Genomic DNA, 16,133 nt, shown 5'->3' on the forward strand with positions numbered 1-16,133 from the left:
TAATATAAAAATACAGTTTTAAAAAATTTTAATTATATTAAATAAAGAGAAATTTTATTATGCCTAAATTATTAATATCAAGCGACCTGCATTTAAGCCTTCAGGAAAAAGAATACTCGCTTTCAGTATTAGATGAAATATTAGAACAAGCAGAAAATTATGATGCACTTCTTTTACTTGGGGATACTTTTAATACATTTGAAGATTTGCAGGAACTAAAAGATACATTCTCTAAAAAAATAGAAAACTATAATAAAAATGTATACCTGCTTAAAGGCAATCATGAAAACCTAAAATCAAAAGGAATAACATTAAATAAATTAAAGTTTCCCGATAACTTAATAGTAATAGAAGATATAAGTTTTTTTAATATAGATAATTTAGATATAGTAGCATTGCCTTATAGTGAAAAATATATTATAGATAATGAATTAAATAAAAAAATAGAAAATCTAAATGCTGATAATAGAATAGTAATAGCACATGGTATAGTAGAAGGCACATTATGGGCTATAGAAGAAAATGAAGAGGCAGCAAGCATACCTATAGATATAATAAAAAAAATAGAGCCTAATATAGCAGTGGTGGGACATATTCATAAACAAATGGAAGTTAATATTGAAAATATAGAAATAATATACACAGGTTCTGCAAGAGTATGGAGAAGAACAAAATCAGAAATGGGTGAAAGAAGATGTTTGGCTATTGATATACAAAATAACTCTATAAATAAAAGTTTTATCAATATAAAAAATGCAGGCGAATACAGAGTATATGAAAGTAATATTTATAATATATCAAATTTAGAACAAAAAGCCTCTGAATGGAATATAAATGATATTATAGATATTAATATTTATGGAATAGCTGAAGATGAAAATGAGCTTGAAGAAAAGATAAACAGCATAAAAAATAAATATTCAAAATATGTACGTGATATTAATATAAAAACTAAAGAATTATTCCTGCTTGAAAATGCCCACAATGAAAGCATAATAAAAGAGTTTTTAGCTATAGCAGAAGAACATGAATTTGCTACTAATAATGAAGAAGACCTAGAGATAGTAGAAATTGCCAAACGTATAGGAATAGAAAAAATATATTCTGCTTTGCAAAATAAGAGATGATATAAACTTTATATTTTTTTTATTAATCTTTCAGCAAGAAGTTTTGCATCAATATTTTCTATGCATATATGATTATTAGGGCAATTTTTTCTTTTATAGCATCTAGCACATTCTAAATTTTCAACTCTTATAGTCTCGGAGTTTTTTGCTATAGGACCAACTCGTACTTCACTTGTAGGACCGAATACTGCTATTAATGGTTTTTGAAATGCACATCCTGTATGCATTGGAAATGAATCTACTGTAACCATTCCCTTTGATTTTTTTATTAAATACGCTAATTCTGGTAAATTAAAAAGCCCAGAACTATTTAAAACATTATCAAATCCTTTCACTATTTCCAAACATTCTTTATCATAATCTGATGTGGCTGACAGTATTATCTGTATATCCTTTAATTTTTGTATCTCTTTGATTATTTCTCTTGATTTATTTACTGATAAATCTTTAGTATCCCATCTTGAAAATGGAGAAAAAACTATGTACTCTTTATCTATATTAAAATTACTGTTTATGCTGTACTTTATATGTTCTATTTTTTTATTAAAATCAGCTTCTATAGTATCAGGTAAAAAATAGTCCAAATCAGTACCGTCATTAGGACAATCAATAAACTTCAAAAAAGATATAAGCCCCTCTATAGCATTTATATCTTTATAATAATTACTTTTTACTCCAATCCATTTACCCTTAGCATATTTCTTTTTAGCATGACATAAATATAAAAATATTATGCTTCTCTCAAGTCCCTGCAAATCCATAGCTATATCATAACTCTCTTTTCTTACTTCAGATATATGAGAAATAAACTCTCTTATAGTAGAAAAAAATAATAAAGGAGATTTAAATATTTCTTTTTCATATCTGTATATATCCAAAACATACAATTTGTTTATATAAGGATTATTTTCTAATATACCTAATGCTCTTTTATCTGTTACTACATCTATTTGACAGTCAGCCTTCCATTTCTTCAATGCCCTTATAACAGGTGTCATATGAAGAACATCTCCTAAAGAAGTTTGCTTTATTAAAAGTATTTTCATAAAATCATATAGCCTGCTTTATTATAATATAATAATCATATAATAATTTTATAATATATCAATAAAAAATTATAAAAATAAAAAAATTACTATAAGCAGTATTGACAAATATTACTTTATATAGTAATATTACTACATAAAGTAATTATATACTTGAACATTTTAATAAAGGAAATAACAATGAAAAAAAATCATATTATAATTTTTATATTAATAGCAGTATTCGTATTAGTAGGAGCATTCGGTATAAGCAGGCATGAAAATGATAAAAAGACAAACGCATCAAATGATAAGGTAGTAAAGATAGGTATAAGCCAGATGATAGAGCATGATGCATTAGATTTGATATATAAGGGAATAGAAGATGAACTTAATAAATACTATAATAACAGAAGTAAAAAAATAGTAATAGACTATAAAAATGCTCAGGGAGAGCAGGCAAATTGTAATACTATAGCACAAAAGTTTGTTAATGATAAAAGCGATATCATAATAGCAATAGGCACTCCAGCAGCTCAGTCGGCTGTAAATCTCACCAAAGACATACCAATAATAGCTTCGGGCATAGGCGATCCAATAGGTGCAAAATTGGTAACCAATCTTAATAAACCTAATGTAAATGTAACAGGCACCATAAATCTTCCTCCTATAGAAAAACAAATAGAACTCATGCATACACTACTTCCTAATGCCAAAAAAATAGGACTTTTATACTGCTCAAGCGAAATTAATTCATTATATCAGATAAAATTAGCAAAAGAAAAATTAGATTCATTAGGACTTGAATATATAGACTTGACTGTTGCAAATGCAAATGAAATACAGCAGATGATGATAAGTGCTGCCGATAAAGTCGATGCTATATTTTCACCTACTGATAATATTATAGCAAATAGTATGGCAAATGTGGCTATGATAGAAGAAAGCGAAAAACTTCCAGTTATATGTGCTGATGCTGGAATGACAAAAATAGGCGGTACTGTAACATATTCGGTTGATTATTATGATATGGGAGTTCTTACTGCTAAAAAAGCAATAGAAGTTTTGGAAGGAATTAAAGATATAAAAAACATACCTCTTGAAACAGTTGACAGCTACAATTTCGTTGTAAATACAAATATGATAAATAGATTGGGACTTACTATACCTAATGATATATATATGAATTAAAACAACTTACATTTTAGATACTACATAACACTAAACCTGCAGTTTAATGCTGCAGGTGTTTATTTTATAAAAATAAAAAACTATTAAGCAAAGTCTTTTAAGTGTCCAGATGATACTTTTTTGAAAGCTCTTAAATAATATTTAATATCGTCCAAATCTCTTATAGATAATACCTTATGCATCAAAAACTGGGGAGTAAAACTCAAATTATAAAGTTTTTGTACCCATTCTTTTATTTTATCTTCTCCTACATCAGTTTTCATTATAGCTTTACGCATATCATAATCTTCCCAATTTTCTGTAGTAAGCCAATTTTCTTTTTTGCATTGATTAAATAACTCTGTTCCCGGATAAGGAATTATAATCGTAGCCTGCATAGTTTTGGCATATCCTTTAAGAAGAAGTTTTTTAGTAAGCTCATAAGTTTTTTCAATATCCTCTTCAGTTTCCCAAGGATAGCCAAGCATTACAGTTACATGAGGAGAAAGTCCTGCATCGGAAGCTGCTTTACAAGATGGAAGGATTTCTTCAACCTTATTTCCTTTTTTAAGCCTGTCTAATGTATTTTGACTTGCCGATTCCAAACCAAATAATAAAAATCTAAATCCAGCCTTTTTCATAAGTCTGTACTCATCTTCATTGCATGCTCCGAAACGCATATTGCAGTCTATATTAACTTTTTTATTAAGCTTTTTATCTATCATAAAATTGCAAAAATCATTAAGCCATTTTTTTACTGGAAAACAGCCTGTATCGTCCATTATCTCTCTAATATTGTATTTGTTATAAAGAAACTCCACCTCATCAACAACATTTTCAGCAGTTCTAGCACGGAAATTTGTATATATGCCAGTCCAAGAACAGAAAGTGCATCTATGATGCCAGCAGTCCCTTCCAGCCATTATATATGTACCCGGTATTCTTTTAAAGTTGCCATTATCATAGGCATACCTCTGCCACTGAGTTAAATCTCTGTCTATAAACGGAAGACTTTTTAAATCATGTCTTAATTCAAAAAATCCTGTATTTTTTATATTATTATTTTCTCTGTAGTATATGCCTTTTTCTAACTGTGCTTTTCCATTAAGATATTCTATTAAATTCAAAAGAAGAAAATCATAATCACCGCCTGTAAGCAAATAATCAACTTTGCAGTTATTCATAGTCTCTTCCGGCATAGCAGTAACATGGTCTCCTGCAATAACCACTATCATATTTGGGTATTTAGCTTTCAAGTCATTAACTATTTTCCAAGCCTTATATATAACTGGAGTTTTTACCTCAAAGAATAATAAATCAGGTGTTTTCTCATCTAAATATTTATACCATTGTTCTATTGTCATATTTCTAGCAATGGCATCAACAAAGTCAACTTCATAACCTGCATTTTTTATCATAGTTGCTGCAGTTGCAGGCACTACAGGATAAATATATGTAGGGCTTTTAAACCATTGAAACTGTCTGTTTTGGGACAATAATGCCACTCCTCTGTCACTTTCAAATGGAGGATAGCCTATATATATATTATTTATTTTATTACTCATAAATTAATTTGCCTTTTTACTAAATTACTAAATATTAAAAAATTATTATACTTTAATAAGTAAAAATGTAAATAAGTTTATAATGTAAAAAATATTATCCTTTCTTTCCGCCCATATCCATATACTGACTGTACATAGGTGAAGGAAGTCCAAATCCTCCAGCTACAGGCATAGTTTCTCCTGTTATAAATGATGAATAATCGCTTGCAAAGAAAAGTACTGCATTAGCAATATCTTCAGGCTCTGCTGGTCTGTTTAATGGAACATTTTTCAAAAACAATTTAAAAAAATCTTCTGACATATTTTCCATAGCTGCATCAGTTGCAACAAATCCCGGAAGTACAGCATTGCATCTTATATTTTGTCTTGCATACTGAACAGCAATATTTTTTGTAAGAAAATTGATTGCTGATTTTGATATGCCGTATGCTAGTCTTGACATATCTGGAAATATTCCTCCTACTGAAGAAATATTAATTATGCTTCCTCCTCCGGTATTAATCATATGCTTAACAGCAGCCTTTGAAGGAAGATAAACACTTTTTAAGTTTTCATTAACTATATTAAAAAATGCCTCAGTATCGCCGTTAATTAAATCAAAATCTTTATTAGTATCAGTAGTACCGAAATTATTAACTAGTATATCTATTCTATTTTCTTTTTTTACTGTCTCTTCAATCATAGAAGTAAAAGTTTCTTCTTTAGATGCGTCAAAATATACTGTATCAGCCTCTCCTCCATTTTTTATAATTTCATCTGCTATCTTTTTACCCGCATCAAGTCTTCTTACAGCTAAATAAACCTTTGCTCCATTTTCAGCTAGTTTCTTTGAACATGCTAAACCTATACCTCTAGTTGCTGATGTTACTAATGCTATTTTTTTATTCAAGAGTTTCATTTACTTAAATCTCCTTTTTATAATGTTTATGCTAAATAATTATATTATATTTAATAATTATTTCTATAAAATATATAATTATTTTAAAGTTCTATATCTTATGAAAAATACTGCTGTTACGATGAAAGTTAGAACTTCTGTAATAGGCATAACATACCATATACTCTCTCTTACAAATATTAAAGGCATTACAAATATTAAAATACCGCTTATTATAAGCCCTCTTAATACTGCTATTATAAATGATGCAGTTGGTTTCATTATAGCCTGAAAATAGTATGTAGCATATATATTAAATGGAAGTATTAAAAATGATATAAAATAGGCTCTCATAATATTTTTTGACATACTTAAAGCTTCATCTGAAGGCTTCATAAATGCTTTCATTAAAAAGTCAGTATTAAAGTATGTAAATAAAGTAGATATTATAGCCAATATTAAGGCTGTAAATATACCATATTTTACTGCTGATTTTATTCTATTCATATTGCCTGCCCCCAGATTGGCAGATATTATAGGCTGTGATGCTTGTCCTATTGCATAAGCTGATGACTGAACTAATATATTAATATTAATTATAACAGAGTACACCGCCAATGCAGAAGAGTTAAAATATTTCATTATCTGATTATTAAACATTAAAGCTAGTATTCCCATTGCTATATCTATAAAAAATGTTGAAAAACCTATTGATACAGTATTCTTTGATAATGAAAATAATTTATTTACTTTTACAAATTTTAAAGTATTCTTTTTTGTAAATAGATGAGATATTAAAATTGAAGCAGTTATAACCTGTCCTATAGCAGTGGCAAGCCCGGCACCAAATATACCCATATCGCATACAAATACAAAAAAGTAATCCCCAAATATATTAAATATCCCGCCAGCCATAACGGCAATAGTTGCCTTCATAGGGGCATTATCATTTCTAAGATATGCAGCAAAAAATTGGCTAAATGAAAATAAAGGAAGAATTATTTTTATAGGAAGAAAATATATTTTAGCTAATCTTAAAAGTACATCATCAGCCCCGAAAAAATAAAGTATATTATCTTCAAATACTATTGATAAAATCCAAACTATAAATATAACTATTGACAAAGCAATGAATGAAGAAGTAAAAAAAATATTTGATTTTTTATAATCTCCAGAACCTCTTGCCTTACTAAAAAGAACAGAACCTCCTATACCAAATAACATGCCTATGCTGTATATTATATTCCATATAGGAGCAAATACCGCCAAAGCAGCAGCCCCGTTATCACCCTCATACTGACCAACCATAGCAACGTCCACTATAGAATAAATTGCAGCTATTAAAGCACTCCCAAAACTAGCATATAAATACTTGAAAAATATTTTTTTTACATCAGTCTTAAGAATATCCATAAAACAAACCCTTACAGAAAATAAAAGGCTGGAAAAGAAATCTAATAATTAGACATCTTATCCAACCTTTGGTATTTTTTTATTTCCAAATAAGTCCTCCGATGAACTTGACTATATTATATCATATACCGTTTAAAAGTCAAATTTAGGACTAATAACATACTATATTTCTAATAGTTATAATAATTTATTTATTAATATTATTTATTGATATTTTTTTGTATTAAGTGTATTATAAGAATATAAATACTATGGAAGATTTTTAATATATGAGAAAATTAATTTTTATATTTATATTAATGTCTGTATTATCAGCATTAGCTTATTCTTTTCCATATAAGATGTATACTGGAATGACAGGTGCATTGCGTTTGGGCGGTACTATTTATGTTAATAATGATAGAATAGGTACTAAAAAATATACCTTATCAAGTCCTATTATGATTAACTTTGGTATATTTAGAAACTTTGATATATTTGCAAGAGTGCTTCCTATGACGTATCTTCCAGAATTGGGCGTTGGAGTAGAGGGAGAGCCTCAGTTTTCAATAATGCCTAGATTTCAGTTTTTTAATGGTTTTATAGGGGCTGTTGAAGTATTATTTCCCGGTTCATCGAAACAAAAATTCGGTCTTAATCCTCAAATACATTATTTAATAGGATTAGGAGATTTTTTAACTATGTATGCCAATTTAGAAGTTCCTATGTATTTTAATGATCCTAGAGGCGTAGTAGAATCTTTAAGGCTTAAAATGGCTTTAGGAGTATATCCGGGTGCTTTATTCGGATTTTCTCTTGCCGGTATATATTTAGAGTATCATATAGCCTATGATTTCTACAATAGTGCATTTTTATATCTTAATCATTTGGGGTTGGGTCTTTATCTTGTACTTAACAGTGATGCTAGTCTTTCATTAAACTTTACTCCTTATTTGGAACAGCTTGCAAGCGGTTTTTATTTTGGTATAGGTGTATCGTTGTCGTATACTTTTGATTTTAATAAGCTGAGAAGATAAGTATTGACTTTTTTTACGTTTTTATATAATCTACTTCAATGATTAAATACTATATTTTTTTAATAATGATAATAACAAATGTACTATTATACCCTATAGTAATAGTAGAAGATAAAGTTAATAAAAAAAGTATGTATGAATGGGAAAATATAGAATATTCTCTTCTTTATACTGGAGATGCTGGTAAGTTTAAACCTTCCGGCATAAATGAAAATGCTATAAGCGATTTTGAAGTTATTAATAAAGAAATAGAAATGGAAACTATACATAAAGACAATGAAGTTCCTACTATGAATTATAAAATAACTTATACACTAAAGCCCATTAGAAAAGGAAAATTAAAAATACCTGAACTAGAAGCTGCATACTATAATGTGGAAAGAGGAAACAGTTTAGTGCCTCATGAACAATTAATTAAAGAATATAATATAAGAGTTTTCAGTTCTTGGTTTATATTAATTATGATAGGGCAATGGGCTGTTATTATTCTTATAGCTTTTTTAATATTTAAGTTTATAAAAGAACAGCATAATTTTAATAAAAAAGCATTTGAAAATAAAAAAACTATAAAATAGGAAGTTGACATGACAGAAAATAATTCTTTGCAGGCTATTTCTGAAGCTTCAAAAATGGCACTTGATGTTGTACAGGCTATAAAAAGCGAAATAAAAAAAGTAATAATCGGTCAGGAAAATATGATAGACAAACTTCTTTTGGGTATTATATGTGATGGGCATGTACTATTAGAAGGAGTACCCGGTCTTGCTAAAACTTTAACTGTAAAATCATTGGCAAGCACTATAGATGCAAGCTACAAAAGAATACAGTTTACACCCGATTTGCTTCCTGCTGATATTGTTGGAACAGAAATTTACGATATAAAAAACTCGGCATTTGTTCCAAAACAAGGACCTATATTTTCAAATATAATATTGGCAGATGAAATAAACCGTTCTCCGGCTAAAGTACAGTCAGCACTCTTAGAAGCTATGGGTGAACATCAGGTTACTATAGGTGATACCACTTATCAGCTGCCAGATGTATTTTTGGTACTTGCAACTCAAAACCCTATAGAACAGGAAGGTACTTATCCATTACCTGAGGCACAGGTTGACAGATTTATGCTTAAAGTAATAGTAAAATACCCTACAAAAAGCGAAGAGAAAACTATTATAAAAAATATGTCCTCTTCAAAACCAGAAGAATTAAAATCAATAACTACTATAGAAACTATAGAAAAATTAAGAAAATTGGCTAATCAAATACATATAGAAGAAAGATTAATTGATTATATAGTTAATATTATAGATGCTACTAGAAACCCAAAAGAATATAAATTACAAAGCGAATATATAGAATACGGTGCCTCTCCAAGGGCTGGAATATACCTTACAAAAGCAGCAAAAGCTAATGCCATGATGCAGGGAAGAGGATTTGTTATGCCTGAAGATATAAGAGCAGTTGCTTATGAAATATTAAGGCATAGAATAAGTATAACTTATGAAGCACAAGCAGAAAATATTAACAGTGATATGATCATAGAAAACCTGCTTGCTAATATCAATGTACCTTAATTAAAACAGATTAAAAAATAAAAGCCTATATAATAATTTTATATAGGCTTTTTTATGAGCTAAGAATTTATTAAAAATAATAAAAACAAACTAAAGCCGCTTTGAACCACCATAAACCTCCAAAATGTCCAAAGCAGCCTTATATGCATAACACTTTAAAATCATGAAATTTAGTTTACATCATTAAAAGTCTTAAGCAGAAAATAACCTCCTTTTTTAAAAATTTAACATAAACCTCCAAAATTATTTAATTTTATAAAGCAGCTCTATTTAATTTATTAGACGTATGAATATATAAAAAGTTCCCGTTATAAATAAAAAATTAAAAACATATATAATTATTTAGCGTTCTTAAAAACTTAACATCATCACTAAATAAGTTTTATCTGTTTTTATATTAAAACTTTTAAAAGTTTTATAATGAATGCATATGCCTTTAATTTAACACAAATCTCCAAAACTATATAATCATATATCTATTTTACATATTAGAGGCATAAATCTTAAAAAAGTTTCATATTATAATACAAAATAATAAAAAAATTATAATTAAGCCTTGAAATAATATATATTATTTAGTATAATATATTTATTAATAATTAATACTAATAAGGAGATTTTTAATATGTCTGATAAAAAATTAACAACTGAATTTGGGGCTCCAGTTGAAAACAATCAAAACTCAATTACAGCAGGACCTAGAGGACCTATGCTTCTTCAAGATGTATGGTTTATGGAGAAAATGGCACATTTTGACAGAGAGGTAATACCAGAAAGAAGAATGCATGCAAAGGGATCTGGTGCATACGGTACATTTACAGTTACACATGATATAACACAGTATACTAAAGCAAAAATATTTTCTGAAATTGGAAAGAAAACTGATTTATTTGTAAGATTTTCTACAGTAGCTGGAGAGAGAGGAGCTGCTGATGCTGAGAGAGATATTAGAGGATTTGCAATTAAATTCTATACAGAAGAAGGAAACTGGGACTTGGTAGGAAATAATACTCCAGTATTTTATTTCAGAGATCCTTTAAAATTTCCGGATTTAAACCATGCTGTAAAAAGAGATCCTAAAACAAATATGAGAAGTGCTCAAAATAAATGGGATTTTCTAACTTCTTTACCTGAAGCCATTCATCAAATAACAATAGATATGAGCGACAGAGGAATACCTTATAGCTACAGATATATGCATGGTTTCAGCAGTCATGCTTATAGTTTTATAAATAAAGATAATAAAAGATTTTGGGTAAAATTCCATTTCAAAACTCAGCAGGGTATCAAAAATCTTACAGATGAGGAGGCAGCAGCTATAATAGCAAAAGATAGAGAAAGCTCTCAAAAAGATTTATTTGAAGCTATAGAAAGAGGCGATTATCCAAGATGGAATATGAAGATTCAGATAATGACAGAAGAACAAGCTAATGCCAGTAAGAGAAATCCTTTTGATTTAACTAAAACTTGGTCTCAGAAAGAATATCCTTTAATTGATGTAGGAGTGCTAGAATTAAATAAAAATCCTGAAAACTACTTTGCCGAGGTAGAACAATCAGCATTCAGCCCATCTACAATAATTCCGGGAATTGGATTTTCTCCAGATAGAATGCTTCAAGGAAGACTATTCTCATATACTGATACTCAGAGATATAGATTGGGTGTTAATTATGCAAGTATTCCTGTTAATGCACCAAGATGTCCGTTTCATTCATTTCATAAAGACGGATATATGAGAGTAGACACAAATAATGGAGCAAAAACTCCTTATGAGCCAAACTCTAATGGAGAATGGAAAGAGCAGAAAGAATATGCAGAACCTCCTCTAAAATTATACGGAGATGCTTTCAGATATGATCATAGAGAAGATGATGATGATTACTACACTGATGCAAGAGCTTTATTTAATCTTATGAGTGATGAGCAGAAAAAAGTATTGTTTGAAAACACAGCAAGAGATATGAATGGTGTTACTAAAGAAGTAAAATTAAGACATATTAAAAATTGTATGAATGTAGACAAAGCCTATGGATTGGGTGTACTTAAAGCTTTAGGCATTGATGAGAAAGATATATGATAATTTTTTAATATAACAATTAAAAAATATAAAAACAATCAAACTATTATTACAGCTAATATCTTTTTAATAAAGGTATTAGCTTTTATTTATAAAACATAATAAATATAATAAAAGAGAGCCGTAAAAAATAGCCCTCTTTTATTAATGTTATCAATATTTTTATTATAAAAAAGTAATAATACTTATTTTTCTACTTCTTTATATTTAATCAATGCTTCTTTCAATATATTCATAGCTTTTTTCAAATCATTAGAATCTAAAGCATAAGAAATTCTCACTTCATCTTTACCCAAGCCTTCAGTGGCATAAAAACCTTCAGCCGGAGCAAACATAACAGTCTCTCCATTAATATTAAAATCTTTCAAAAGCCATATAATGAAATCTTCAGCATTTTTTACAGGGAGTTTTGCAAGTACATAAAAAGCTCCTTCAGGCTCTCTTGCAACAACACCTTCCATTTTATTAAGCTCTTCAAATATGATTCTTCTTCTGTAATCATACTCTTTTAAAGCCGCATCAAAATAATGATCTGGAAGTTCATACAAAGCAACAGCTCCAAGCATATCCAAAGTAGGAAGAGAAAGTCTTGCCTGACATTCTCTAAATACTGCTGTCATTAATTTTTTATTTTTGCTTATAAGACATCCTATTCTAGCTCCGCATGCAGAAAACCTTTTTGATATAGAATCTATTATAACAACATTTTCTTCTATGTCTTTGTACGTTCCAAAACTAATTGCTGTTCTGTCTCCGTAAACAAACTCTCTATAAACCTCATCGCTTATCAAAAATAAATCATATTTTTTTACTATGTATGCTATATCATCCATCTCTCTTTTAGTGTATACAACACCAGTAGGGTTAGAAGGATTAGCAAGCATAAATGCTTTAGTTTTAGGTGTAATATGTTTTTCTATCTCCTCACGGCTAGGCAAATGGAAGCCGTCTTCAGCATAAGTTCTAACAGCATTATATTTAATATCAAATACATCATAGAAACTTTTATAATTAGCATACAAAGGCTCTGAAACTAATATTTCATCACCCTCATCAAATATGGCAAGCATAGCAAATGATATAGCCTCAGAACCTCCGCTAGTAATAACTATATCCTCTACATCATAATGAATACCTAATTTTTCATAATATTTTTGTATTCTATCAATGAGCAAAGCCAATCCTCTTGAATGCTCATATCTAAGGGTTGTACCGTTATATTTAGAAATAGCTTCAAAAAATATCTTAGGAGTTTCTATATCTGGCTGACCAATATTAAGATGATAAATCTTAATTCCTCTCTTTACTGCATCTTCTGCATAAGGGTTTAATTTTCTAACAGGCGAAACTTTTAATCTTTGAATTCTTTTAGATATATCCATAACACTTCTCCAATAATTATTATATATAGTAATCTAAAAATAAAAGATATATCAAATCACAAAAATTGTCAATATTTTAATCAAAAAAATAAATAAAAAAATTATAATATATAAAAAATTATAATCTTAATAAATTTCATGTAAATTATTTTAGTAACTTTATAATAAATATAAAGTGAATATAAACTATAATAAAAATTTGTATAAATCATATTTTAAGAACACAACCTATTTTACAAATATATAAAATGCCTCAGATACATACAAAATAAAAAATACACATTTACAAATTACACAGCATATAAAATATTTATTTATATAATTAATATAAAATATACTATAAAGTTATCTGTAAACATGTTTTGAAACAAATATATTGATATTTACAAAAACAAATTATAAAATAAATGCTATTGATAAAAGATGTTTTTTAATATAGAATTAATAATAAAAATTAAAACGGAATATATGTATAGAAAAAAAATTATAAAATTACTATTAATATTATTATTCTCATCATTATCCCTCTATCCATTTGGAGGAAAACCAATAAGAATAGAGGAAGTAAGACCATATTATACAAGTACAGAGACTGCCAAAATAGATATCTACATATATACAAATATAGGAGATAATACAAACTACAATTATATTACATTTGCTGTAGCAGATGCAATAGCCAATCAGCTTGAGTATAATAAAACTATAAGACTTCAGTCCGAAACAAATTATACAATTACTCCAATAGACTTTGAAAGAGCATATGACTATAAAGTATTTCAATTTACAAATATAACATATACAAGCAGACAAGAGGGAACAAATATTACTATAGTTACAAATTATGAATATACAACCTATACCAACTGGGGAGACGTACGCAGCAATGTAAAATTAATAACGCCTGAAACTAAAGGATTTATACTTCAGACTAATGAAATGATATTTGATTATAACGGCACTAATGTAATATTAAAAGGTACTAATGATTTTATTCAAAAAGTAGATATAGGAAAAAACTATTATGAATATTTCGGAGATGATATAAAAAAATATGTATTTACTAGAAACTCTGATATAGCAATATTCGGAACTGTTGAATATAAAAGACCAAATATTAATATAGTAACATATGTAGCATACATAAAAGATAGAAAGATAAATTCATATTCTATGACTGTACCTGAGGCAAGAATAGATGAACAGGTTCCAAACTACGCATTAGAAATAGCAAATAGAATAAGCTATTTAGATAAAACTGGAATTATAGCCATAGATGTAAGCCCTCCGGATTCTTTTGTTTATGTAGATGATATATTTGTAGGAAAAAGCGGCGATACATTATATGTTCCGGCACTTACAACAAATAATCATAGATTTACTATAAAAAAAGAATCTTATGAAACTATAGATACTATGCTTTCATTTGAAAATCCTAATGAAAATATACTTCTTCAGTTCAAATTAGACGAACTTACAAATGCCGCAAGAGTACAGATAAATATACCGGGAGAAGAGGCTAGTTCTGTAGTTATAAATGGCGTAAAGGAAACTCCAACAAATGTAATAAATAGATATTTTGGGTTTGGTACATATTCTCTAAAAATAACAAATAAAAATTATATAGATTATTATGGTACATTTACTGTAAACAGCACCAATTCTCTTAATCTTACCCCAAATATGAAGAAATTTAAAGAACCTACACTAGCTGATAAAATATTTAAAAATTATGAAAGAAACACAAAAATATTTTTCGGACTAACTATAGCAAGTGCAATATTTTCAATAGGTACTTATGTATATGCAGGTGAAATATTAGATTCTACAATGGTAAAATATTATAATCAATATCAAAATGCTCTTAACAGACCGGAAGTAGATTTGAGGAACTATAATACTGCTATGAATATATATATAGCTGGAATGGTGCTTACTGGAGCATTTGCCCTAACTACAGGTATATATTATATGCTTTGGATAAATGAAAGCAACTTTGCTGTAGAGGAACTATCATTTAATGCAGGATATAGCGGAGCAAATATTATGTATTCATGGCGGTGGTAGCAATATTAATCATATAATAAATAACATTATTTTTTAAAATAAATTTGACAAAAATGTATTATTTACTATACTACTAATAATAATGCTTTTTAGGAGTTGTAATATGCTTAATATAATTTTTATAGGAGCTCCCGGCGTAGGTAAAGGAACTCAATCTGCTTTAATAGAAAAAGATTATTCTATAGCACATATTGCTACAGGCGATATGTTAAGAGAAAATATTTCTAATGGTACAGAACTAGGTAAAACTGCCAAATCATATATGGACAAAGGTGAATTAGTACCAGATAGTTTAGTTATTGATATGCTTAAAGCTAGAATAACTAAAGATGATTGTAAAAATGGCTTTATGCTTGACGGATTCCCTAGAACTATGGAACAGGCAAAAGAATTATCATCTATACTTGACAGCTTAAATTATAAAATCAGTGCTGTTATAGATATATTTGCTTCTGAAGAGATAATAATAGACAGACTTTTAAAAAGAGGACGTGCTGATGATAATGAAGAAACTATAAAAAATAGATTAAAAGTATTTGAAAGTCAAAGTAAACCTGTGCTTGATTACTATAACGGCAAAGCAAAAATAATAAAAATAGAAAGTGTAGGAACACCAGAAGAAGTGTATGCTAGAATAAAAAAAGAATTAGATTCACTGTAATATATAATTATTTAATCGTTAAGGCTGTAGTTTTTTATACTGCAGCCTTTTTTATTAAAAAAAATATTCATCAATTTTAGATATTTTTTTAATAAATAAAAATATTAGGCAAAATCATTTTTATAATATATATTCCGAAAATCTTTAAAAAGATAAAAAATATAGAAGAAAATTATTAA

The 16,133-nt window shown here is 28.2% G+C and carries 13 protein-coding genes; 8 read left to right on the forward strand and 5 right to left on the reverse strand.

What is annotated here, in order from left to right; all coding sequences use genetic code 11:
- The first annotated feature begins 59 nt into the window (after nucleotides 1–59).
- Complete coding sequence (locus BMUR_RS02585) at nucleotides 60–1,127, forward strand: metallophosphoesterase family protein (protein WP_013113038.1); 1,068 nt, start codon at nucleotides 60–62, stop codon at nucleotides 1,125–1,127.
- Nucleotides 1,128–1,135: 8 nt separating this feature from the next.
- Here BMUR_RS02585 and BMUR_RS02590 read toward each other — a convergent pair whose 3' ends face one another.
- On the reverse strand, nucleotides 1,136–2,173 hold the full coding sequence (locus BMUR_RS02590) for a glycosyltransferase family 9 protein (protein ID WP_013113039.1): 1,038 nt from the start codon (nucleotides 2,171–2,173) through the stop codon (nucleotides 1,136–1,138).
- Between the two features lie 180 nt (nucleotides 2,174–2,353).
- Here BMUR_RS02590 and BMUR_RS02595 point away from each other — a divergent pair, with 180 nt between their 5' ends.
- Complete coding sequence (locus tag BMUR_RS02595; RefSeq protein WP_013113040.1) at nucleotides 2,354–3,343, forward strand: ABC transporter substrate-binding protein; 990 nt, start codon at nucleotides 2,354–2,356, stop codon at nucleotides 3,341–3,343.
- 83 nt (nucleotides 3,344–3,426) lie between these two features.
- Here the strand turns inward: BMUR_RS02595 and BMUR_RS02600 are convergent, their stop codons facing one another.
- The 3 genes from BMUR_RS02600 to BMUR_RS02610 all read right to left on the reverse strand — a co-directional run bounded on the left by BMUR_RS02600 (nucleotide 3,427) and on the right by BMUR_RS02610 (nucleotide 7,177).
- Complete coding sequence (locus BMUR_RS02600; protein ID WP_013113041.1) at nucleotides 3,427–4,887, reverse strand: B12-binding domain-containing radical SAM protein; 1,461 nt, start codon at nucleotides 4,885–4,887, stop codon at nucleotides 3,427–3,429.
- A 94-nt stretch (nucleotides 4,888–4,981) separates the two neighbouring features.
- Complete coding sequence (gene hdhA, locus BMUR_RS02605) at nucleotides 4,982–5,785, reverse strand: 7alpha-hydroxysteroid dehydrogenase (protein WP_013113042.1); 804 nt, start codon at nucleotides 5,783–5,785, stop codon at nucleotides 4,982–4,984.
- A 78-nt stretch (nucleotides 5,786–5,863) separates the two neighbouring features.
- Nucleotides 5,864–7,177, reverse strand: coding sequence for an MATE family efflux transporter (locus BMUR_RS02610; RefSeq protein ID WP_013113043.1), 1,314 nt, complete (start codon nucleotides 7,175–7,177; stop codon nucleotides 5,864–5,866).
- 269 nt (nucleotides 7,178–7,446) lie between these two features.
- Between BMUR_RS02610 and BMUR_RS02615 the strand changes: the two genes are divergently transcribed.
- From BMUR_RS02615 to BMUR_RS02630, 4 genes are all read left to right on the forward strand, one after another.
- Complete coding sequence (locus BMUR_RS02615; protein WP_041749971.1) at nucleotides 7,447–8,193, forward strand: hypothetical protein; 747 nt, start codon at nucleotides 7,447–7,449, stop codon at nucleotides 8,191–8,193.
- A 65-nt stretch (nucleotides 8,194–8,258) separates the two neighbouring features.
- Nucleotides 8,259–8,768, forward strand: coding sequence for a BatD family protein (locus BMUR_RS02620; protein ID WP_013113045.1), 510 nt, complete (start codon nucleotides 8,259–8,261; stop codon nucleotides 8,766–8,768).
- A gap of 9 nt (nucleotides 8,769–8,777) precedes the next feature.
- Entirely contained in the window at nucleotides 8,778–9,767 is a 990-nt protein-coding gene (locus tag BMUR_RS02625) for an AAA family ATPase (protein ID WP_013113046.1), read from the forward strand.
- Nucleotides 9,768–10,392: 625 nt separating this feature from the next.
- Entirely contained in the window at nucleotides 10,393–11,844 is a 1,452-nt protein-coding gene (locus BMUR_RS02630) for a catalase (protein WP_013113047.1), read from the forward strand.
- Nucleotides 11,845–12,029: 185 nt separating this feature from the next.
- Here BMUR_RS02630 and BMUR_RS02635 read toward each other — a convergent pair whose 3' ends face one another.
- Nucleotides 12,030–13,226, reverse strand: a complete 1,197-nt coding sequence (locus BMUR_RS02635; protein ID WP_013113048.1) for a pyridoxal phosphate-dependent aminotransferase — start codon at nucleotides 13,224–13,226, stop codon at nucleotides 12,030–12,032.
- Between the two features lie 468 nt (nucleotides 13,227–13,694).
- On the opposite strand from BMUR_RS02635, the gene BMUR_RS02640 reads away from it, so the two are divergent.
- Both BMUR_RS02640 and BMUR_RS02645 read left to right on the forward strand, forming a co-directional pair.
- Nucleotides 13,695–15,293: a PEGA domain-containing protein gene (locus BMUR_RS02640; RefSeq protein ID WP_041750047.1), complete on the forward strand. Its 1,599-nt coding sequence runs from the start codon at nucleotides 13,695–13,697 to the stop codon at nucleotides 15,291–15,293.
- Nucleotides 15,294–15,396: 103 nt separating this feature from the next.
- Entirely contained in the window at nucleotides 15,397–15,954 is a 558-nt protein-coding gene (locus BMUR_RS02645; protein WP_013113050.1) for an adenylate kinase, read from the forward strand.
- The last annotated feature ends 179 nt before the right edge of the window (nucleotides 15,955–16,133 follow it).

The organism is Brachyspira murdochii DSM 12563 (assembly GCF_000092845.1).
GTDB lineage: Bacteria > Spirochaetota > Brachyspiria > Brachyspirales > Brachyspiraceae > Brachyspira > Brachyspira murdochii.